The 18,979-nt window shown below is 69.3% G+C and carries 24 protein-coding genes; 12 read left to right on the top strand and 12 right to left on the bottom strand.

What is annotated here, in order from left to right; translation table 11 throughout:
• Window positions 1-53 precede the first annotated feature (53 nt).
• Together AB0B68_RS12725 and AB0B68_RS12720 are read right to left on the bottom strand one after the other, a co-directional pair.
• A complete protein-coding gene (locus tag AB0B68_RS12725) occupies window positions 54-245 on the bottom strand; it encodes a DUF397 domain-containing protein (RefSeq protein WP_357259852.1) in 192 nt (63 codons plus the stop codon).
• Complete coding sequence (locus AB0B68_RS12720; protein WP_357259849.1) at window positions 232-1,038, bottom strand: helix-turn-helix transcriptional regulator; 807 nt, start codon at window positions 1,036-1,038, stop codon at window positions 232-234. Before AB0B68_RS12720 ends, AB0B68_RS12725 begins: the two co-directional genes overlap by 14 nt.
• 244 nt (window positions 1,039-1,282) lie before the next feature.
• On the opposite strand from AB0B68_RS12720, the gene AB0B68_RS12715 reads away from it, so the two are divergent.
• Complete coding sequence (locus AB0B68_RS12715; RefSeq protein WP_357194542.1) at window positions 1,283-1,555, top strand: hypothetical protein; 273 nt, start codon at window positions 1,283-1,285, stop codon at window positions 1,553-1,555.
• On the top strand, window positions 1,552-1,806 hold the full coding sequence (locus AB0B68_RS12710) for a hypothetical protein (RefSeq protein ID WP_357259845.1): 255 nt from the start codon (window positions 1,552-1,554) through the stop codon (window positions 1,804-1,806). The genes AB0B68_RS12715 and AB0B68_RS12710 overlap by 4 nt, the downstream gene beginning before the upstream one ends.
• A gap of 61 nt (window positions 1,807-1,867) precedes the next feature.
• Here AB0B68_RS12710 and AB0B68_RS12705 read toward each other — a convergent pair whose 3' ends face one another.
• The 5 genes from AB0B68_RS12705 to AB0B68_RS12685 all read right to left on the bottom strand — a co-directional run bounded on the left by AB0B68_RS12705 (window position 1,868) and on the right by AB0B68_RS12685 (window position 7,490).
• A complete protein-coding gene (locus AB0B68_RS12705; RefSeq protein WP_357259842.1) occupies window positions 1,868-4,663 on the bottom strand; it encodes a TIM-barrel domain-containing protein in 2,796 nt (931 codons plus the stop codon).
• 172 nt (window positions 4,664-4,835) lie between these two features.
• The gene (locus AB0B68_RS12700; RefSeq protein WP_357259839.1) at window positions 4,836-5,207 is read right to left on the bottom strand and encodes a hypothetical protein; all 372 of its coding nucleotides are present in this window, start codon (window positions 5,205-5,207) and stop codon (window positions 4,836-4,838) included.
• 47 nt (window positions 5,208-5,254) lie between these two features.
• Complete coding sequence (locus AB0B68_RS12695) at window positions 5,255-5,725, bottom strand: hypothetical protein (protein WP_357259836.1); 471 nt, start codon at window positions 5,723-5,725, stop codon at window positions 5,255-5,257.
• Window positions 5,726-5,905: 180 nt separating this feature from the next.
• Window positions 5,906-6,832, bottom strand: coding sequence for an expansin EXLX1 family cellulose-binding protein (locus tag AB0B68_RS12690; protein ID WP_357259833.1), 927 nt, complete (start codon window positions 6,830-6,832; stop codon window positions 5,906-5,908).
• Between the two features lie 55 nt (window positions 6,833-6,887).
• On the bottom strand, window positions 6,888-7,490 hold the full coding sequence (locus tag AB0B68_RS12685) for a TetR/AcrR family transcriptional regulator (RefSeq protein WP_357259830.1): 603 nt from the start codon (window positions 7,488-7,490) through the stop codon (window positions 6,888-6,890).
• A gap of 116 nt (window positions 7,491-7,606) precedes the next feature.
• On the opposite strand from AB0B68_RS12685, the gene AB0B68_RS12680 reads away from it, so the two are divergent.
• The gene (locus AB0B68_RS12680; RefSeq protein ID WP_357259827.1) at window positions 7,607-8,440 is read left to right on the top strand and encodes an SDR family oxidoreductase; all 834 of its coding nucleotides are present in this window, start codon (window positions 7,607-7,609) and stop codon (window positions 8,438-8,440) included.
• A gap of 23 nt (window positions 8,441-8,463) precedes the next feature.
• Here the strand turns inward: AB0B68_RS12680 and AB0B68_RS12675 are convergent, their stop codons facing one another.
• On the bottom strand, window positions 8,464-9,105 hold the full coding sequence (locus AB0B68_RS12675; RefSeq protein ID WP_357194516.1) for a TetR/AcrR family transcriptional regulator: 642 nt from the start codon (window positions 9,103-9,105) through the stop codon (window positions 8,464-8,466).
• A gap of 144 nt (window positions 9,106-9,249) precedes the next feature.
• Here AB0B68_RS12675 and AB0B68_RS12670 point away from each other — a divergent pair, with 144 nt between their 5' ends.
• From AB0B68_RS12670 to AB0B68_RS12660, 3 genes are all read left to right on the top strand, one after another.
• Entirely contained in the window at window positions 9,250-10,029 is a 780-nt protein-coding gene (locus AB0B68_RS12670; RefSeq protein WP_357259824.1) for an SDR family oxidoreductase, read from the top strand.
• Between the two features lie 180 nt (window positions 10,030-10,209).
• Window positions 10,210-11,436 carry an epoxide hydrolase family protein gene (locus AB0B68_RS12665; RefSeq protein ID WP_357259821.1) on the top strand — a complete coding sequence of 409 codons (1,227 nt, stop codon included), beginning with the start codon at window positions 10,210-10,212 and terminating at the stop codon, window positions 11,434-11,436.
• The gene (locus tag AB0B68_RS12660; RefSeq protein ID WP_357259818.1) at window positions 11,437-12,378 is read left to right on the top strand and encodes a redoxin family protein; all 942 of its coding nucleotides are present in this window, start codon (window positions 11,437-11,439) and stop codon (window positions 12,376-12,378) included.
• Here the strand turns inward: AB0B68_RS12660 and AB0B68_RS12655 are convergent.
• Window positions 12,365-13,249: a transglutaminase domain-containing protein gene (locus AB0B68_RS12655; protein ID WP_357194504.1), complete on the bottom strand. Its 885-nt coding sequence runs from the start codon at window positions 13,247-13,249 to the stop codon at window positions 12,365-12,367. The genes AB0B68_RS12660 and AB0B68_RS12655 overlap by 14 nt on opposite strands.
• 66 nt (window positions 13,250-13,315) lie before the next feature.
• Between AB0B68_RS12655 and AB0B68_RS12650 the strand changes: the two genes are divergently transcribed.
• On the top strand, window positions 13,316-13,894 hold the full coding sequence (locus tag AB0B68_RS12650) for a GNAT family N-acetyltransferase (RefSeq protein WP_357259815.1): 579 nt from the start codon (window positions 13,316-13,318) through the stop codon (window positions 13,892-13,894).
• 103 nt (window positions 13,895-13,997) lie between these two features.
• Here the strand turns inward: AB0B68_RS12650 and AB0B68_RS12645 are convergent, their stop codons facing one another.
• Both AB0B68_RS12645 and AB0B68_RS12640 read right to left on the bottom strand, forming a co-directional pair.
• Window positions 13,998-14,408, bottom strand: coding sequence for a GrpB family protein (locus AB0B68_RS12645; RefSeq protein WP_357260112.1), 411 nt, complete (start codon window positions 14,406-14,408; stop codon window positions 13,998-14,000).
• A gap of 21 nt (window positions 14,409-14,429) precedes the next feature.
• The gene (locus tag AB0B68_RS12640; protein WP_357259812.1) at window positions 14,430-14,588 is read right to left on the bottom strand and encodes a hypothetical protein; all 159 of its coding nucleotides are present in this window, start codon (window positions 14,586-14,588) and stop codon (window positions 14,430-14,432) included.
• A gap of 143 nt (window positions 14,589-14,731) precedes the next feature.
• On the opposite strand from AB0B68_RS12640, the gene AB0B68_RS12635 reads away from it, so the two are divergent.
• From AB0B68_RS12635 to AB0B68_RS12625, 3 genes are read left to right on the top strand one after another with little or no spacing between them, the layout of a single operon-like run.
• The gene (locus AB0B68_RS12635; protein WP_357259809.1) at window positions 14,732-15,604 is read left to right on the top strand and encodes an AraC family transcriptional regulator; all 873 of its coding nucleotides are present in this window, start codon (window positions 14,732-14,734) and stop codon (window positions 15,602-15,604) included.
• Between the two features lie 20 nt (window positions 15,605-15,624).
• Window positions 15,625-15,960 (top strand): helix-turn-helix transcriptional regulator, encoded by a 336-nt coding sequence (locus AB0B68_RS12630; protein ID WP_357194492.1) that lies wholly within the window; start codon window positions 15,625-15,627, stop codon window positions 15,958-15,960.
• Window positions 15,954-16,916 carry a hypothetical protein gene (locus AB0B68_RS12625; RefSeq protein ID WP_357194489.1) on the top strand — a complete coding sequence of 321 codons (963 nt, stop codon included), beginning with the start codon at window positions 15,954-15,956 and terminating at the stop codon, window positions 16,914-16,916. Before AB0B68_RS12630 ends, AB0B68_RS12625 begins: the two co-directional genes overlap by 7 nt.
• 3 nt (window positions 16,917-16,919) lie before the next feature.
• Here the strand turns inward: AB0B68_RS12625 and AB0B68_RS12620 are convergent, their stop codons facing one another.
• On the bottom strand, window positions 16,920-17,417 hold the full coding sequence (locus AB0B68_RS12620) for an NUDIX domain-containing protein (RefSeq protein ID WP_357259806.1): 498 nt from the start codon (window positions 17,415-17,417) through the stop codon (window positions 16,920-16,922).
• A gap of 174 nt (window positions 17,418-17,591) precedes the next feature.
• Here AB0B68_RS12620 and AB0B68_RS12615 point away from each other — a divergent pair, with 174 nt between their 5' ends.
• Window positions 17,592-17,795, top strand: a complete 204-nt coding sequence (locus tag AB0B68_RS12615) for a hypothetical protein (protein WP_357194484.1) — start codon at window positions 17,592-17,594, stop codon at window positions 17,793-17,795.
• Window positions 17,796-17,877: 82 nt separating this feature from the next.
• Entirely contained in the window at window positions 17,878-18,720 is an 843-nt protein-coding gene (locus AB0B68_RS12610) for a histone (RefSeq protein ID WP_357259803.1), read from the top strand.
• Window positions 18,721-18,979: the final 259 nt, after the last annotated feature.

The following is an 18,979-nucleotide window of genomic DNA, read 5'->3' as shown; positions in this document are numbered from 1 at the left end:
GCATCGTGGCAGCCCCGAATCGGAAAGAGCCGGTCTCCGCGTGCGGCTTGTGTTTACGGTCGCTCGGCGACTTGGGCGACGAACGCCTCCCAAGCAGCGCAGGCGAAGGTCAGTGCTGGGCCGGCGGCGTCCTTCGAGTCACGTACGGCCACGACACCGGGTAGGTTGCTTGCCACCTCGACGCAGTTACCACCGCTCGCGCCGCTGCGGGTGGACTTGCGCCACCGGGCGTTACTGAGGTCCATGATGGCTCTCAACTTCCTTCAGCAGGTCGATGGACTGCCGGCGCGGTAGAGCCTCGTTCCGGACGCTCTCCCACCTTGCCTGAAGCGTAGCCACCTCATCGTCCTTGTCGATGACGTCCCCGCCAAGCTGGTTTTCGAGGTGGCCAACCCACACGCCCTCACTGGACCGGGCCAGGGCGAACGGTCCGGACAGTCCGATGTGCAGGCCGCTGCCGATCGGGATGACGTGGACGTGAACGTGCGGAAGCTCGGCCATCGCGACCAGGTGAGCCACCTGCTGGGCCATGATCCCGCCCAGCCCATCGCCCGTGCGCCGGATCGCGGCTTCGTCCAGTACGGCGACGAACTGTGGCCGGCGCTCGCCGGTAAAGATCGCCTGCCGGTTCATGCGCGCCTGCACCCGCTGTTCAACCTCGTCGTCGGTGAGGCTTTCGACTGTTCGCAGGACGGTGCGGGCGTAGTGCTCCACCTGGAGTAGCCCCGGGATCAGGTTGGGCTCGAAGTAGCGGAGCTGTGTCGCTTCGCGCTCAGCGTCCAGCCAGGGCAGGAACCACGACGGTGCGCCGAACTTCGTCGCCAGGCGCTCGAAGAGTCCGCCGTTGTTCAGCGCCCGGTCGGCACCCTTGATGAAGTCGATCGTCAGCGCTCTCGTGCCGCTCTCCACGGCGCTGACGTGTGAAGCGCTGAAGCCCGCAGCGCGGCCGAACGACTCCTGCGTCATGCCGGAAGCCCCTCGGGCCCGGCGGATCTCGCTCACGATGAAGTCCGCGAGGGGACTCGGTACGTCAGCCATTCAACGCCCCTCAACTCGAAGATCGACTACCCGGCGTGCCACACGTCTGGAGCCTGTTCTGCCAGCTCTGGCCCGGACACCGGAAGCACCTTCCGAGCGTAGTGGTCTCCACAGCAGAGTGTGTCACCAGGCGGCGCGGCTGGCAGGCCCACGAGATCCGGTGGTCGCGTTCGCAGCGGGGCCGCTTCCGACGGGCGAGCACTCACGGGAGCGGCCCCTTCCCAGCGGCACCAAGGGGAAGACCGTGCCCGACGACAAGCCCGAGAAGATGAAAGCCGGCGATGTCATCCACCTGACCACCGCGGCGAGCGTGCAGTTTCTGCGCCCGATCTTCGTACGCGTCATCCGCGAGTTGCCCGAGCGGCACACGTACCACGGTTGGGTCTGGATTGAGGGTTACCAGCTGAACGCGGCGGGCGACGCGGTCGCGCACCGCGAGTTGTACGTGCGGCGGGCGGGCGTGCGGATGCAGGCCCTGCCGACCAGACGCCCGCGACGTGCGGTGCGGGTCGGATGATCCCGCACCTGCCGATGCGCCCGGCGTGGCTGTGCCGCAACTGCGCCGCGCCCTGGCCGTGTGGCCCGGCCCAGCTCGCGCTCGTGACCGAGTTCTACGGTCATTCGATCGCGCTGGCGTTCTACCTGGCCGCGTCGATGCAGGAGGCAACCGACGACATGTACGGCCTGGGGCTACGCCCGGACCTGGCCGCGCTGCACGCCAGGTTCCTCGGCTGGTTGTCGCGGGCCCGTCGGTCCCACCGACGTTGAACCAAAAGACGCCGACCGGGTGGGTTACCCCCACCCGGCCGGCGTTCGGATCCCTGGAACGTCAGTGCTTCTTGAACACCGGCATGGTGTCCAGCGTGGTGGTGATGTTCTGCGTGGTGCCGCCCCGGTACGTCTTCCCGGTGAAGATGTCCGTCCAGTTGTCGCCAGGCGGGAACCACACCGACGTGGTGGCGGTGGTGCCGGGTGTCGTCACGGGTGCCACCAGGTAGTCCGGGCCGTAGAGGTACTGGGACCCGGCGGTGGCGTACGCGGCCTGTTCGTTCGGGTACGCGAGGTACATCGAGCGGACGATGGGCGTACCCGTGCGGGTGGCCTCCTTGGCGGCGGCGTAGGTGTACGGCTGCAGTTCCTTACGCAGGTTGAGGAACTTCTTGGCCGACTTGTTGGCCTCCGGGCCGTACTGCCAGGGCAGCCGGTCGCTGTGGTTGGAGTGCAGCCGGTCGATGGGCTGGAACGTGCCGAACTGGACCCACCGGGCGTAGAGGTCGTCGGGCAGCTTGGTGCTGCCCGGTTCGCTGCCCGGCTCCTGGAGGCCGCCGGTGTGCCCGCCGATGTCGTGGCTGACCGCGGCGAGCCCGGTCGCTGCCGACTCGCCCGGCGTGTAGCCGACCTCCATCTGGAGGGTCGACCAGTCGGAGGTGGTGTCGCCGGTGAAGTGCAGGGTGGTGCGCTTGTCGGCCCACGGGCCGGTCGACACCGGGGTCGGGCTGCTGTAGCCGCCGGCCTGCAACGAGCCGTACGCCCGGGAGAAGGCGAAGCCGGTCTTGTCGGCGTACTGCTGGTTGATCCACGCGTCACCGGTCACGCCGGCGAGCGACGACTTCGTGTTGTCGCAGCACCAGTCCAGCCACCACAGGTCCGGGCCCTTGCTGCCCTTCGGGATCATCCCGTCGTGCAGCTGCATGTACGCAGTGAGCTGGTCCGGGTCGCCGAAGTCGAACGCGTAGCAGTCGGGGCCGCCGTTGCAGCCGACGCGCTGGAGCTTGCCCTTCGCGGTGGCCTGCGCCTGCGCGAACTTCGGGTCCGAGCCGAGGATGCTGGGGTGGATGTTGATGCCGGTGTGCAGGCCCTGCTTCTTCGCCCAGTCGAAGAACGCCTTCGGGTCGGGGATCCGGGTGGGGTCGATGCTCCAGCCGTTCCACTTGTCCGGCGCCTTGACGTCCGTGTCAAGAACAAGAACATCAAGGGGTACGCCTTCGGCCTTCGCCCGGGCCACCAGCTCCTGGAATTCGGCGGCGGTGCGGTCGTAGTACTCGGAGTACCACACCCCGTACGCCCACTTCGGCAGCAGTTTCGTGGACCCGGTCAGGGTCGACAGGTCCTTCAGTCCACGGGTGAAGTCCTGCCCGTACGCGAAGACGTAGCCGTCCTGCTCGGGCGCCGGCCGGGGCTTGGTGGTGCTCAGGGCCGAGGCCGAGTCGTCGAGCAGGTACCAGCCGTCCTGGTAGAGCAGACCCGGAGCGGTGAGCGCGGAACCGGTCACGCCGTCCAGGCCCCGGCGGTAGCCGCCGAGCGGTGCGTGCGGCGCGAGCAGTGGGGAGCCCTTGCTCGTGACGGCGACCGTGTCGACGTTGACGTTGCAGCTGGAGTCCGTGGGGCAGCCCAGCGTCACGGTGTTGGTGCCTCGGTCGAGGTGGACCGGCACGGAAACGGTGTTCCAGTAGTCCCACCCGCTGGTCGGCGGAAGGGTCGCCGTGACCGGTGCCGCCGTTCCCGCGGTGACCGACATGGTGCGCGTCTGGCTCGGCTGGGCGCCGGCCTGGCCGTTGGCGTAGCGGATCTGCACCCGGTAGTCACCGGCGGCCGGAACATCCGTCACGGTGAGCGCGGCGGCGGAGGTGATGCTCTCCAGGCCGGCCAGGAATCCCGTACCGGAGGCACCGTTGTGGTCGTTCGCGGGCCTCGCGCCGCCGGTCAGCGCGCCGGTCTCGGCCTCTCCCAGCGTGCCGAACCGCAGAGGTTGCGGCTGGGGCGGGGTCGGTGCCGGGAACGCATCACCCGGGTTGACCACCGCGAGGCTGTCGACGTTCACGTTGCCGGAGTCGTCGGGACCCCGCACCACGCTGATCTCGTGCCGGCCGGCGGTGAGGTCGACCGGCACGGTGGCCAGGCCCCAGGTGTCCCAGTTGGCGGTGGGCGGCAGCGTCAGCGTGTGGCCGGCGTCGCCGTCGACCTGGACCGTCAGGGTGCGGTCCACGTTCTGGCCGTCGCCACCGGTGCTGTTGGCATAGCGGACGGTGAGCTGCTTCGTGCCGGCCGCCGGGGCGTCGAGCGCGAAGGTGACCGAGTCGCCAGCCGCGGCGAAGCCGGCCGCGAAACCACGCCCGGTGTACCCCTTGTGGTCGGTGGCCACCCCGGGGCCGTTGAGCTGTAGCGACTCGGCCTCGCAGAGCGCGCCGAACGCGCAGGCCGGGGCGGTGTGGCCGGCCCACGGCTGGCCCTGCACGGTCTGCTTGCCGGCCTTGAGCTGCACGGTCAGGTTGTCGGCGGTGAACGCGCCCGAGCCGACCCGGTACCGCACCGTCATCGCGCCGGTGTCGATGGTGAGCCAGCCGTGGTCGACGCGCTTCGTGAAACGCGTCCGGGGGAAATCATCGCGCCCGACGGCGTTGAAGGTGGCGGCGTCGGTGAACCTGCCGTCCTTCTGGTACTCGGTGCGGATCAGCGTCGGGGACAGCACCTCGAAACGCGCGTCACCCGAGCGTACGGCGTCGTCCTGCGCCCGGTGGTGGCTCGCCTGAGCCGGCGCGGACGGGGCGAGCGCCAGCCCCGTGATGAGGATTCCGGCTGCGGCGGCTGCTGTCGCGCGGCGACGGTGTGAGTTCCGATAGAGCAAGATGCGCTCCTCGTCTCATATGGAGGAAATGAGTCGATGACAACGCTGTCACTCGTTCGAAACGCATGTCAACGGGCCTCGGAGGGTGTCCCTTCTCTCTTTCGTTCACCTGCCGTACTCATCCGGCAGGCGTCCGCTGCGCACTGTGACGTAGGCCCGCGCGACCACCAGTTCAGGGGTACGGAGTCCAGGGCTCGGGCTGTTCGGCGTCCCAGCCCAGCTTCTCGAGTGCCCGCAGGACCGCGCCGACGCGGGGGGTCCAGAAGAGCAGGACCTGGTCGCGCTCCTCGACCTCGAAGGCGACGGCGGTCGCCGGCAGCGGGAACCGCCGGTGAAACGGATGGTGCGCCACCGCGGCGACGTAGAAGTGCTCCAGGGTGTCCGACCTGGTACGTGACGTGAAGGTCAACGTGCTGTCGTCGGCGTGCAGCTTCACCGTCGGCCAGGCCATTCGTCGGGCAGCCCTGAGCGTGTCGCCCTGGGTGAAGGCGAGGCGGTCAACGTAGGTGAGCCAGCCGCGCGTATCGAAGGTCTCCGAAACCATCGCTGGATGGTACGGCGGGCATGAGGGCCTGGGCCCGGCGGTGGCAACTACCAGATGTGCGCGCGTTCGTCGATGAACCGAGGCGGCTCGCCGAGGAAGGTGTCAGCCGGAACGTCACCATGGGCCAGGTTGAGCGTGTCCAGACGGTATGTCGTGGCGCCGCCATTCATCCCGGCGAAGCGGTAGTTGATGTGCCAGCGCAGCCATTCGCCGCGGGCGAGTCGCACGGTGGGCGGCCGGCGGTGGCGGCGCGGCGCGCCCCATGCCGCCGCGAGCAATTCAACCTGGAGTTGGTCAGCTGCCAGTTGGAGGCGCACGTCGCTCCGGTACGGAGGGTGTGTCAGTTCCTCGCGAGGCTCGAACCCCACGGCCTCCGAAATCTTGATCTCCTGAACGAACGGCACCGCCCGTGCCGGCAGGGGGAACGACACCGGTACGGCGTTACGCCGGGTCGCCTCGGCTCCGCCGCGTGAACGCTTGGTCCATGACGTACGGACCCACTGCACCACGGCATCCACAGGGCGATGCTCGGTCGCTAGAGGTTCTGACGCAACCCAGATTCGCCCTGCCACTCGGCTTTCATGAAATCGGGGCGTCCGACGGCTGGGGAAGGGCCGACTTCCTGAAAGCCGAGTGGATCAACAGTCGCCCGGGCTCGACCGACGGCAAGGCGGTGGGCTACCTGACCGTGCAGACGTTCAGCAGCGGGGGCGGTCGAGTGGCGCGGCACCGGCAAGGGCTTCGATTGTCGTCGTGGGTGCGACCGATTCCGTTGAAGTCGGTGAGGGCGCAGCGCTGGGGGTCGGCGGGGCCGAGGGTGAGTTGCTGGGCGTGGGGGAGGCGCTGGCGAGGGTGGCCGTGCTGCGTTGCACCTGCTTGGTGACCAGGCGGATGCCGGTGGCGGTCGCCTGGCGTCCGTACACGTCGGTGACCCTGATGCTGTACGGCCCGGGGCCGATCCCGCCCTCGATGGCCCAGTGGTTGTCGCTCTGCCGGGCGGCCTTGCGGAAGCCGCCGCCCGGCCCTTTCGCCTCGACCGAGCGCAGTGGGTTGCCGTGGTTGCCGACCTGCACCGCGAACCAGTATGTCGAGGCGCCGCCCTTCATCCGGAAGGTGAGCCCTCCGTCGAGCGGTGGGTTCACCACCGCCCGATACGTCACGGGCGCGATGCCCTGAGACCGGTCCGCGATCCTGGTGAACGCCTCGGTGGACAGGTCGATCTTGCTGGGTCCGCAGCCGCCGCACTGGTCCATCACCATCACCCGGACCTTGCCCTTCGGGCCGCTCACCTCCAGGTAACTGCCGCAGGCCGCCGATCCGGAGTACTGGGATGCGCCAAGGGCCACGTAGAGGCGGTCCGCCGGCGGGCCGGGGAAGGAGCAGTTGCCGCCCGAGCGGCCCGCGTCGTAGAAGCTGGCCTTTCCCTTGTGGACGGCGTTGCCCGTCGGTGGTGCGGCGCAGGCCGGGGTGGCGCCGCCGCGCACGGCGAGGGTGATGCCGAGGGTGGCGGCCAGGGCGGTGATGCCAGCACCGGCCAACCAGTGCCGGACCCGCCGACTCAACCGAGGCCTGCCGGTGTCGCCGGCCGGGGTGTCGTTGTCCGGGGCCGTGCCTGGTGCCGTCACGGCGCCTGATGTTGCCGCACCCCGCTGTGGCAGCGCAAAGCCGTCCCACAGGTCGTCACTCGCTGGATCGGCGGGGGCGCAGTCCGTTGAGGGCGGTGCTGACGACGAGGTCGGCGTACTCGGCGGTGAGCGGCCCGCTGCGTTGCTGCCAGCGACTGAACAGCGGACCCCAGATGATGTCCACCGCCACGTCGAGGTCGACGTCGTCGGCGAGTTGCCCGGCCTGCTGGGCGCTGCGTAGGCGTTGCCGTTTGGCCTCCTTCAGCGGCCCGTCCAGGCGTTCGGCGTAGGCGGCGGCCAGCTCGGGGTCGAGCGCGATCTCGGTGGCCAGGGCGCGCATCGGTTGCTCGTACCGGGGATCGTTCATCTCCTCGACCGTGGCGCGCAGCACCACTGTCAGGTCCGCCGCCAGGTCGCCGGTGTCCGGCAGCGTCGGCGGCCCGCCCTCGGTGGCCTCGCTGAGCATGAGGAAGGCGTCGAAGATGACAGCGCCCTTCGACGGCCACCAGCGGTAGATGGTCTGTTTGCCGACGCCGGCCCGCGCGGCGATGCCCTCGATGCTGAGCTTCGCGTACCCCGTCTCCTGGAGCAGGTCGAAGGCCGCGGTGAGGATGGCGCGGCGGGAGGTCTCCCGCCGCCGGGCCGTGTTGGGCGTCATGGGCAGAACGATATCACTCAACGAGACGGACCGTCTCGTCTTGACGGCGGTGGTGTCGCACGCCTAGCCTCGGCCATGCGAGACGGACCGTCTCGTCTTGAAACGAGGAGAAGTGCATGCGTACCTGGTTCATCACCGGTGCCAGCCGCGGCCTGGGCCGCGCCTTCGCCGACGCCGCACTCGACCGGGGTGACCGGGTGGTCGCCGCCGCCCGGACCATCGCCCAGGCCGACTTCGACGAGAAGTACGCCGACCAGCTGTTGGCCCTGACCCTCGACGTGACCGACCGGGCGGCGGTCATCGCCGCCGTGGACACCGCCGTCGAGCACTTCGGCCGGCTCGACATCGTCGTCAACAACGCCGGCACCCTGTCCATGGGCATGATCGAGGAGTTCACGGAGGCCGAGGCGCGCGCCCAGTTCGAGGTCAACTTCTTCGGCGCGCTCTGGGTCGGTCAGGCCGTGCTGCCACACCTGCGCGCCCAGCGGGCCGGCCACATCGTGCAGGTCTCCAGCATCGCCGCGCTCGGCGGCTTCCCGAGCACCGGCCTGTACAGCGCGAGCAAGTTCGCTTTGGAAGGCATGAGCGAGGCGCTGGCGATGGAGGCGGCGGCCTTCGACATCACCGTCAGCATCGTGCAGCCGGGCGGCTACTGGACCGACCTCTACACCAGTCTGAGCGCCACCACCCCGATGGACGCCTACGCGCCACTACGCGCCGAGCTGGAGCGCCAATGGGCGGAAGGCTCGATCGACAGCGAACCCCGGCTGGCCGCCGAGGCGCTGCTGCGACTCGTCGACAGCGACGACCCGCCGCTGCGGCTCCTGCTCGGGAGCATGGTGTACGACCTGGCGTTCGACATCTCCCGTCGGCGGATGGACACCTGGGCGGGTTGGGAGCAGGTCAGCCGAGCCGCCGAAAAAGCCGTCGCTGCCCCTGGACACCCGTGACCGGCCCGCAAGCGTCAGCGGGATCAGTTGGTGGACGCCTGGGGCCTAGTCGTGGCGTACCGGGCGGCGATGGTGCGGACGGCCTCGTCGACTACCTGAGCGACGCGTTCAGCGCTCACCTCCCAGCCCGGCACCAGGAGTGTCGGCCAGAAGACGTAGTTGGAGATCATGCCCAGGAACTGGGTGGCTGCGAGGTCCACGTCCTCGATCCGCACCGTTCCCGCCTCGTGCTCAGTCAGGAGGTAGCTGCGTACGGACTCGTAGTAGGGCAACTTCCCGTGCGAGAACTGCGCCTGGGCCAGCTCGGGGAACCGCGGCAGCTCGGCGATGACGATTCGGAACAGGTCGGTCATCTGGGGCTGGCTCAACAGCTTGGCGTAGCGGCGACCGATGGTGCTGAGCCCGTCGACGACGTTGCCCGCTGGCGGAGGGTCCTCTTCGTCGGCTGTTGACCAGGACTCGGTGACGATGGCGTCGAACAGGGCGGCTTTGCTCGGGAACTGCTTGAACAAGGTGGCCCGCGAAACGCCCGAGCGCTCTGCGATCTGCGCCAGCGACGTCCGGTCGTAGCCCAACTCGAGGAACAGCGCGGTCGCGGCCGTGACGATCAGCGCGCGCTTCTCCTGGGCGACGCGCTGGTGATACGTCGTCACGACCCTGCTCATGAACCGAGCATACGAGGTGAGTGGCTTGACTCGCCATTGCCACCGACCTAGTGTCGGGGCAGTGGTGAGTCGACCGGCTCACCATTGGCCGCCGCCATCGCTGGTGATCCCGGTCATTCACCCCAGCTACCGAAGGAACATCTGATGCCCCGCTTCGACAACCAGACCGTGCTCGTGACCGGCGGGACCGGCGGCCAGGGCTCCAGCCACGTGCGCGCCTTCCACGCGGAGGGAGCGAACGTAGTGATCGGCGGCATCGACGCGGAACGTGGCGCCGCTCTCGTCGACGAGCTCGGGACCCGCGCTCGCTTCGCCCGCCTTGACGTCACCGACGAGAGCTCGTGGTCCGCCGCTGTGCTGGCCGCCGAGAGCGCCTTCGGCGCCCTGAACGTGCTCGTCAACAACGCGGGCGTCCAGAATCCGCCGGCAACGATCGAAAACACGGAGCAGGCCACGTGGTCGCGCATCCTCGACATCAACCTCACGGGGACCTTCCTCGGCATCAAGGCCGCCGCCCCCGCGCTGCGCCGCGCAGCAGGGGGAGCCATCGTCAACATCGCCTCGACGATGGCCCTGGGCGGTACGGCTCACTACGCGCCGTACGTCGCCAGCAAGTGGGCTGTGCGAGGTCTCACCCGAACGGCGGCGCTCGAGCTCGGCCGCGACCACATCCGGGTGAACACCATCCACCCCGGCGTGATTTCGACCGCCTTCATCCACGAACCAGCAGCTGGCGCAGTAGCGGCAATCGCCGACTTCTACTCACCCGAGCCGTTCGCCATTCCCCGGCTCGGGGAGCCGACCGACGTCAGCCGTCTTGTCCTGTTCCTCACGTCATCGGACGCGTCGTTCATCACGGGGTCGGAGTACGTCATCGACGGTGGGCTCCTCCTCGGCCCCGCCCTCCAGGCCGAGACCGCATGAGCAGCCCAGATCCGACGACTGAGCAAGTGTCAACTTCGCCGACCATCGCGGTCGGCCAACACTAGGCTCCGAGATATGGCGGCGGCGTGCCCAATCCCAATTGGCACATAAGTCCGGGCAGAGCCTTCACCCCATGATTTCTCCTCGCGAGGCGCAAACCTAGACGGAGAGGAAACACGCATGGCTGTCAAAACCAAGACTCGTCCGGGCACCACGGAGATTCGACCGTTCTCGGTCGACATTCCTCAGGCCGACCTCGATGACCTGAAGAGGCGCATCAAGGCCACCCGCTGGCCGGACAAGGAAACGGTGGACGACCAGTCACAGGGCGTGCCACTCGCGACGATTCAGGCCGTCGCCCGCTATTGGGAGAAAGAGTACGACTGGCGCACTGTCGAGGCGCGGCTGAACGCCCTGCCGCAGTTCATGACCACCATCGACGGGGTGGACATCCACTTCATCCACGTGCGCTCGAAGCACGAGGACGCGCTGCCGCTCATCGTCACCCACGGGTGGCCGGGCTCCGTGATCGAGCAGTTGAAGATCATTGAGCCGCTCACCGACCCCACCAAGCACGGCGCGAGCGCGTCGGACGCCTTCCACCTGGTGATTCCGTCGCTGCCCGGCCACGGCTTCTCCGGCAAGCCGACCGAGTCGGGATGGAACCCACAGAAGATCGCGACCGCCTGGACGGAGCTGATGAAGCGGCTCGGCTACAACCGGTTCGTCGCGCAGGGCGGCGACTGGGGTGCGGTCATCGTCGACCAGATGGGCCTCCAGGCGCCTCCGGAACTGCTCGGCATCCACACCAACATGCCCGGTGCGATCCCCACCGAGATCGACCTGTTGTTCCAGGGCGACACCACCGGTGCTAACAACGCCATGGGCTCGCTGCCATCGGGGCTCTCCGACGACGAGATGCGTGCCGCCGAGGAAGCCAACTTCGTCTGGAAACACGTCGCGTACGCCCTCATGATGGCGACACGTCCGCAGACGCTGACCGGGCTGGCGGATTCTCCGGTCGGCCTGGCGTCCTTCCTGCTCGACCACGACGCGAAGAGTCTGGCCCTGATCTCGGAGGTGTTCGACGGGGCCAAAGCGGGCCTCACCCGCGACGACATCCTGGACAACATCTCGCTCTACTGGTTGACGAACACCGCGATCTCGGCCTCCCGTCTGTACGCGGAGAACAAACTCTCGTTCTTCGCCGCGAAGGGCGTGAAGGTTCCGGTCGCCGTGAGCGTCTTCCCCGACGAGCTGTACGAGGCGCCACAGAGTTGGGCCGAGCAGGCGTACTCCAACCTCATCTACTACAACAAGCTCGACGTGGGCGGGCACTTCGCAGCCTGGGAACAGCCGAAGATCTTCTCCGAAGAGCTTCGCACCGCCTTCCGGTCGCTGCGCTAGATGGCCGTGCACCTGCCCCCGCTCAACGGGGCGGCCGAGTGGCTCAACTCCGAGCCACTCGGCCCCGCCGACCTGGGCGGACGCGTCGTCCTGGTCAACTTCTGGACGCTGACCTGCATCAACTGGCTGCGCCAGGAGCCGTTCGTGCGTGCCTGGTCGCAGGCATACCGCGATGACGGGCTGGTGGTCATCGGGGTGCACACCCCGGAGTTCGGCTTCGAGCACGAGGTCGACTGGGTGCGGCGGGCGGTGGCGGCCCGATCGATCGACTACCCGGTGGCGGTCGACAACGACTACGCGATCTGGAGCGCTTTCGACAACCACTACTGGCCGGCGCTCTACTTCGTCGACACCGACGGCGTCATCCGCGACGAGCACTTCGGCGAGGGACGCTACGAGCAGTCCGAGCACGTGCTCCAGCAACTGCTCGGTATCGAGCGGGAACCCGTACCCGTCAAGGGGCTCGGCCCGGAGGCGGAGGCCGACTGGAACAACCTGCGGACGCCCGAGACGTACCTCGGTTTCAGTCGCGGCGAACACTTCGCGTCGCCGAACGGCCCGGCGCTCGACGAACGTCGCGCCTACCAGGTGCCGGAGAGCCTCGGCCTGAACCAGTGGGCCCTTGCAGGAGAGTGGACGATCGGGTCGGAGAACGTCGTGCTGGACCAGGCCGGCGGCGGCATCGCCTCCCGATTCCACGCCCGCGACGCGCATCTCGTGCTGGCCCCCGGGGCGGGAGGGCCGATCCCGTTCCGCGTGCTGCTCGACGGCGACCCTCCCGGCCCGTCACACGGCGTCGACGTCGACGTCGACGGTAACGGCGTACTCCAGGACGGCCGGCTCTACCAGCTCGTCCGCCAGGACGGCCCGGTCCGGGAGCGGACCCTGGAGATCACGTTCGGCGAACCCGGGGCGGCCGCGTACGCCTTCACCTTCGGCTGACGCGCAGATCGACAGTGCTCACGGTGCCGGAGACCGGCGAGATGCTGTGCACCTGCGGGCCGGGGCGGAGTCGGGCGTCGCTGGCGTACCGGTCGGCGAGGGCCTTCTCCGCGGTCTCGTCGCCGTCGTCGGCGGCGAGCAACAACGCGGCGATCTCGTCCACGAGCGTGAGGTCGGCGGTGGCGATGTCCTCGGTCATCGCACCGAAGCCGTCCCAGAGCAGCAGTTCGTCCTTCTGCCGGTGGGCCAGCTCGATCAGGACGTAGTCGTGGATGAACCAGTCGCCTCGGATCGGCAGCTCCGGGCTGACGCCGTAGCGCTCGGGGTCGATAGTCCCGGCCCGGTACGCCGACCACACCCGCGCCGCCGAGTCGAAGAGCCCTGCCTTCGGGTCGATGTCGTAGCCGTCGAACCCCCAGTCGCCGGCCGGGTCGAGCTCCGGGTCGGCCCAGACCCACCGGTCGCCGTTCCAGTACTCCACCAGCACATGGTCGTGGTGCCAGTCGGGCGCGAAGTACGAGGCGAAACCGACCCGGCTGCGGCTGGGAATGCCGTGCTGACGCAGCACCGCGACCGAAAGCAGCGTGTGGTCCCGACAGCAGCCTGCCACGCGGTCGACGGCCGGACGCTCCGCCGCGAGGGGCACCGGAAAGCGGGACTGGTCAGTGTCGAGGATGCGGTCCACCCAGCGGCAGTTCACCTCGTCGAGCCGATCGTCGGGCAACTCGACGCCGCCGGCCCGGTAGTGAACGATCACGTTGCGGGCGGTCGCCGCCACGGTGGGGAAGTCGGTCGCCACGGCGTCGAGGAGCCCGCCGTGCCGACCCGGGTCGCTGTACGCGGAGTGTTTCCGGTAGTCATCGAGGTCCATGCGACCAGTCTCCGGTCCGCCACCGTGTCAGGGTCAAGGCGCTTTTCCCGACTAGTGTCGACTGCCGTGACGACTCCCGGGATCACCATCGCCACGCCCGCCTACCGCGCCAGAGTTGTCGACACGCTCGTCGCCGCGTTCATCAAGGATCCGATCCTGCGGTGGCTGTTCCCCGACGAGGAGACCTATCCCCGGTACTGCGCCGCCTTCTTCGGGCACCTCTTCGACAAGCGGGTGCACCGATCGTCGATCTGGACGATCGGTGGGGGCGCGTCCGTGGCCATCTGGGAGCCCCCGGTTGACCCGTCGGCCGCTGCGCACGGGTCGCCGGAGATATCTCCGTACCCGGCCGACGTGCTGGCCCGTGTGCAGGGCTACGACGACGTCCTGCACGACGTCCTGCCGGCGTTCCCGTTCTGGTACCTCGGTGTCCTGGGCACCCACCCGGACAACGCCGGACGCGGTTGGGGTCGTGCCGTGATGCGGGCCGGGCTGGACCGCGCCGCCGCCGACGGCCTGCCGGCGATCCTGGAGACCAGCAACCCGGGCAACGTCGAGTTGTACCGCCGGGCCGACTGGGAGGTGATGAGCTTCCTGCCGGAGCCCGTACCCACCTGGGTCATGATGCAGCAGCCGCCGCGCTGATCAGACTCGCATCCCGGTCTACGGCCAGATCTTGGACACTTTCCGTTTGCTCGGAACGGAAACTGTCCAAGATCTGCGCCTGGCCGTCGGCGACGTCAGGTCATCAGCCGGCGAAGATGCGCGCGTAGATCTCGTCGATGACGTCGTTCTTCGCGAGGCTGTAGTCGCGGGGCCGGTGCGCGGTGTCCCGCGCGAGGCGGCGCTTGGTCGCGGCGTACCGCTCCCGGTCGTCCGGATGCGAGCGCAGCCAGTCGCGGAAAAGTTGGTGCCGGACCGGTTCCGGAGCACCCTGCGGCCAGACGTGCAGGTTGACGTCCTCGGCGGGGCTGAGCAGCATCCGGTGCCCGTGCCACCAGGGTTCCCGAAGGACGAGCCGGTACCCGAGCCGTTTCAGGGCGGGGAGATAGGTGGCCTCGTCGGCGGTGTCCTCGATGACGAGGTCGACGTCGATGACGGGCTTGGCGGCGAGCCCCGGCACCGCCGTCGATCCGACGTGTTCCACCCCGATGATCAGCTCACCGAGCGCCTCGGTGAGCTACGACCGGACGGCGATGAACCGCTGCGCCCAGGACGGGTCGTACTCCTTGATGACGACGGACTTCCACGTCCGCGGCGGCTCGCCCACCAGGCCGGCGTCGACCTGTTCGGGGGTGCCGTGGAAGCGCTGCACGACGTTCTGCGGGTACTCGGCCACGTCAACCTCCTCGGGAAGCAAAGTCCGCCAGGCTACGACACGGCGGTCGCTGTGGCCGCACCCGACCGATGCGGGCATCGGATGTCGGGTGGGCGACCGACCCTGCGACCTAACGTCGGTGTTCGAAAGGGAAGGAGGCCCGGGTGCTGGATCGGCTCAACGAGGCCATGACGTACATCGAGCGTCACCTCGACCGGAAGATCGAGGTGGCGGAGCTGGCGCGGATCGCGCTGACGTCGGAGTACCACTTCCGGCGGCTGTTCTCCGCGCTGGCCGGAATGCCGCTGTCGGAGTACATCCGTCGGCGTCGGCTCACCGTCGCCGGTGCGGACGTGCTGGCGGGGGAGCGGACGTTGCTCGACGTCGCTGTGCACTACGGCTACGGCTCGGCGGAGGCGTTCGCCCGGGCGTTCCACGCCGTGCACGGCGTGGGGCCAGGAGAAGCTCGGCGTACGGGGGCAGCGCTGCGTGCCCAGCCCCGGATGTCCTTCCGACTCACCGTCGAAGGGAGCGGCAGCATGGAGTACCGGATCGTCGACAAGGACGCGTTCGCGCTGGTGGGGCGCAAGGCCCGGGTCCCGCTGGTGCACGAGGGGATGAACCCGGCGATCGTCGCGTTCATCAGGAGTATCGACACGGAGACGACCGAGAGGATCGAGGCGCTCTCCGATCAGGAACCGAAGGGGATCGTCAACGTCAGCGACAACCTCGCCGACAGTCGGCAGGAGGGCACCGAGCTCGACTACTGGCACGGGGTGGTGACCGGCACCGAGCCGCCGGAGGACCTGGACGCGCTGCCGGTGCAGGCGGGGTCGTGGGCGGTGTTCACCACCTCCGGCGCGTTTCCGCAGGCGGTGCAATTCCTGTGGCGTGACGTGTTCACCCAGTGGTTTCCGTCCAACCCGTACCGCAGCCGACCTGGACCGGAGATCTCCCGGGTCCGGGTGTCGGCGGACGGAACCCAGGCGGACGCCGAGCTGTGGATTCCCGTCGAACGGGTACCGACCCCTATGTAGAATTCCGATACAGTGGTCGGATGCGGATGACCATTCCGGTCGCGAAGGTGCTCGCGGCGCTGCTCGCCGACCCCGACGAGCAGCGCTACGGGCTCGACCTGATGCGATTGACCGGCCTGCCCAGCGGCACCCTCTACCCGGTGCTGCACCGGTTGCAGGGGGCCGGCTGGCTGGCCGCCGACTGGGAGGCGATCGATCCCGTCGCGGCCGGGCGGCCGGCCCGCCGCTACTACCGACTGACCGCCGTCGGGGTGACGCAGGCCCGCCAGGCGCTCGCCGACCTGCGGGCCGCGATCCCCGACGGTGGCCGTCGCCCGTGGGGCGGCACCGAGCCCACCGGAGCACCGGCGTGGTGACCCGCCGGGCCGCCGAACTGCTGTTGGAGTTGGCCGCGCGCCGCTGGCCGGCCGAGGTTCGCGACGACCTGCGCCGCGAGTGGGCCGCCGAGCTGCACGTGCTGGCCGAGAGCGGTCACCGGACGAGGATGCTGGGCTTCGCGGCGAGCCTGGCCGTCGGTCGGACCGGCGCCCCGATCGTCGACCGCCGCCTCATACGCGGTCGGATCGGACGCACCGCCGCCGCGTTGCTGCTCTCCCCGATCGCCTGCGTCGGAATCGTGCTCGCCAGTGCCTTCGCCCTCATGCCGATCGAGCGGATGGTGACCCAGGACTGGTCCCAGCGGGTGCAGAAGCCGATCTGGACGGCACTCACCATCGGGTTGGCAGTGCTGCTGGCGGTGTTCGCCGCGCGCTGGGCCCGACACACCGCACTCGACAGCCCGCTACGCATCGCGCTCGGCGTGGTGCTTCCCATCGGCGCGGTCGGTGTCGTGTTCCTCGCTGCCATCTCCCCGGACGACCCGGTCACCTTCGTACCCGGGCTGCTGCTCTGGCTGGCCGGCCTGACGCTGGCCCTCTGGGCCGCGGCGAGCCTCGCCTCCCGCAACCGCCTCCGTGTGGCCTGGTGGGTGGGCATCCTCGGCGCACTCGCCGCCGCCGACCTCGCGGTGATTCTCGCCGTCGTCGACGTCATCGCGGCGGGCCGTCGCGCCGGCCCCGTCAGCAGTCCGACGCCACTGGGCGGCGTCGACTGGATCTCCTCACCGCTGTGGCTCCTCGCCACCTGGACGGAATGGAACATCAGACTGCCCAGACCCACCATCTCGTGGGAGATCTTCCACATCGTCATCAACGAGGTGCGGGCGGAACCCATGCTCTACCTGGCCTGCACGCCGTACGCGCTCGCGTACACCATCCGGGCGGCCCGGTCGGCCCCCGCCGAGCCGGTCGCCCTCGCGCCGACCCCGGTGTGAACCTCAGTCGGGTACGTCGTCCCACGTCGTACCCGGCTCCAGGTAACCGGCCACCTGCTTCTCGCGCAACGCGTACGCGATGACCAGCAGGGCGTGCTTGTCCAGCTCGGGCAGCTGGTCCAACGGAAACCACCGCACGGCCAACGACTCGTCGTCGTTGACCCGGGCGGTGCCGCCGATCACCCGGCACAGGAACCCCATGTTCAGGTATTCACAGCGGTCCCCGTTCGGGTACGTGTGCGGGTGCGACACGGCACTGGACATCCGCACCGGCGCCACCTCCACGCCCGTCTCCTCGCGCACCTCGCGGACCAGCGCGGTGGCCGGCTGCTCGCCCGGCTCGACGAAACCGCTGATCACCGACCACCGCCCGTCGTCGGCGCGCTGACCGAGCAGCAGATCCCCGGCGTCGTTGCGGACCACCGCGCTGACGCTCGGCAGCCAGAGCAGGTCGTGGCCGACGTGCTTACGCAACCCCAGGATGTAGTCCGGTATCGCCATCCCGCGATCATAGAGGTGCCCACAGCAGGGCTCACCTGCGCATCTTCTGGTGTTCCAGTCCCACGCGTTTCGCCATTTCGGCCCGACGAACGCAATGCATATCTACTGTGGAGATCGTCGGCGACTTGTGCGATCCGGTGGCGGCCGGCCGGTTCGCGGTGCACAGTGATTCCCATGAGCGACAGCGGACGTAGTGGGCAGTTCTACTGGTGCACCCGGCATCACCGGGTCGAGACGGACTCCAACGTGTGTCCGGCGAAGCACGTTCTCGGCCCGTACGACTCGGCGGCCGACGCGGAGAACGCCCTGCAACGAGTGCAGGAGCGGAACGAGGCGTGGGATGCCGAGGACGCTCGTTGGGCCGGGGACGACAGATAGGCGGCGCGGGACGGCTCGCGCCGAGGTTTTCGTGCTCCGCGAGGACGCACGCGAGAGCACGTCCCCCAAGGAGGGAACAACGATGGCCGAAGCACAGCAGGCCACCAAGCGCCCGGCCGCCCGACGCACCACCGCGAAGAAGACCGCCGCGGCGGAGCGGAACACCGCGGCGAGCCGGACCACCCCCGTGCGCAAGTCCACCACGGCTGCCGCGAAGGCCCCGGCCCGCAAGGCCGCCGGCGGGGCGGGCCGCGCCCCGGCCAAGAAGACCACCACGGCGGCTACGAAGGCCCCCGCGAAGAAGACCACGACCAAGACCACAGCAGCGGCCAAGAAGGCCCCCGCGAAGGCCTCGACCACCACCCGCAAGACGACCGCCGCCGCCAAGCGGGCCCCGGCGTCGACCACGCGCAAGACGACCACCGCCGCGAAGAAGACCACAGGCACGGCGAAGAAGACGGCGAGCGCGGCGAAGAAGACCACTACCGCGGCGAAGGCCTCGGCGCGCAAGACCACCACCGCGGCGAAGGCACCGGCGCGCAGGACCACCACCGCGGCGAAGGCACCGGCGCGCAGGACCACCAGCGCGGCGAAGGCCCCGGCGCGGAAGGTGGCGACCACGGCGTCCGCCGCCAAGAAGACAGCGACGAAGAAGACGGCGGCGGCGAAGAAGACCGCGTCGACCCGCCCCAGCGGCGGCGCCCGCAAGGCTCCGGCCAAGAAGGCCCCGGCCGCGAAGGTGTCGGGTACCTCGTCGACCACCGCCCGTAAGGCGGCGGCGAAGAAGGCACCGGCGAAGAAGACCGTCGCGGCCAAGGCACCGGCCCGCAAGGTGACCGCCCGCAAGTCGCCGGCCCGCCCGGTCGCCGCCCGAGCCACCGCCCCCAGGGGGGCCCGCAGCGCCGCCCGCAAGGCGACCGGCTGAGCGCGGAGCATCCCCGCAGCAGGCGGATTTCCGGCCGGTCACCGGAAGCGGATCACCCGTGGCGCTGTCAGGATTGACCCGTGGTCATCCGACGCGTACTCGCGCCCCGCATCGACTTCGGCGCGTTGCGCCGCGAGCTCGGCCTGCCCGAGGAGTTCCCGGCCGACGCCCAGCGTGAAGCCGACGAGGCGGGGGGGGGGCCCCCCCCGGCCCCCCCCGGCCCCCCCCACAAAACCGTGGAGACAGGAGGCCCCCCCCC

It is taken from the genome of Micromonospora sp. NPDC049049 (assembly GCF_040649115.1).
Lineage (GTDB): Bacteria > Actinomycetota > Actinomycetes > Mycobacteriales > Micromonosporaceae > Micromonospora.
This window is presented reverse-complemented; position numbering and strand designations above follow the sequence as displayed.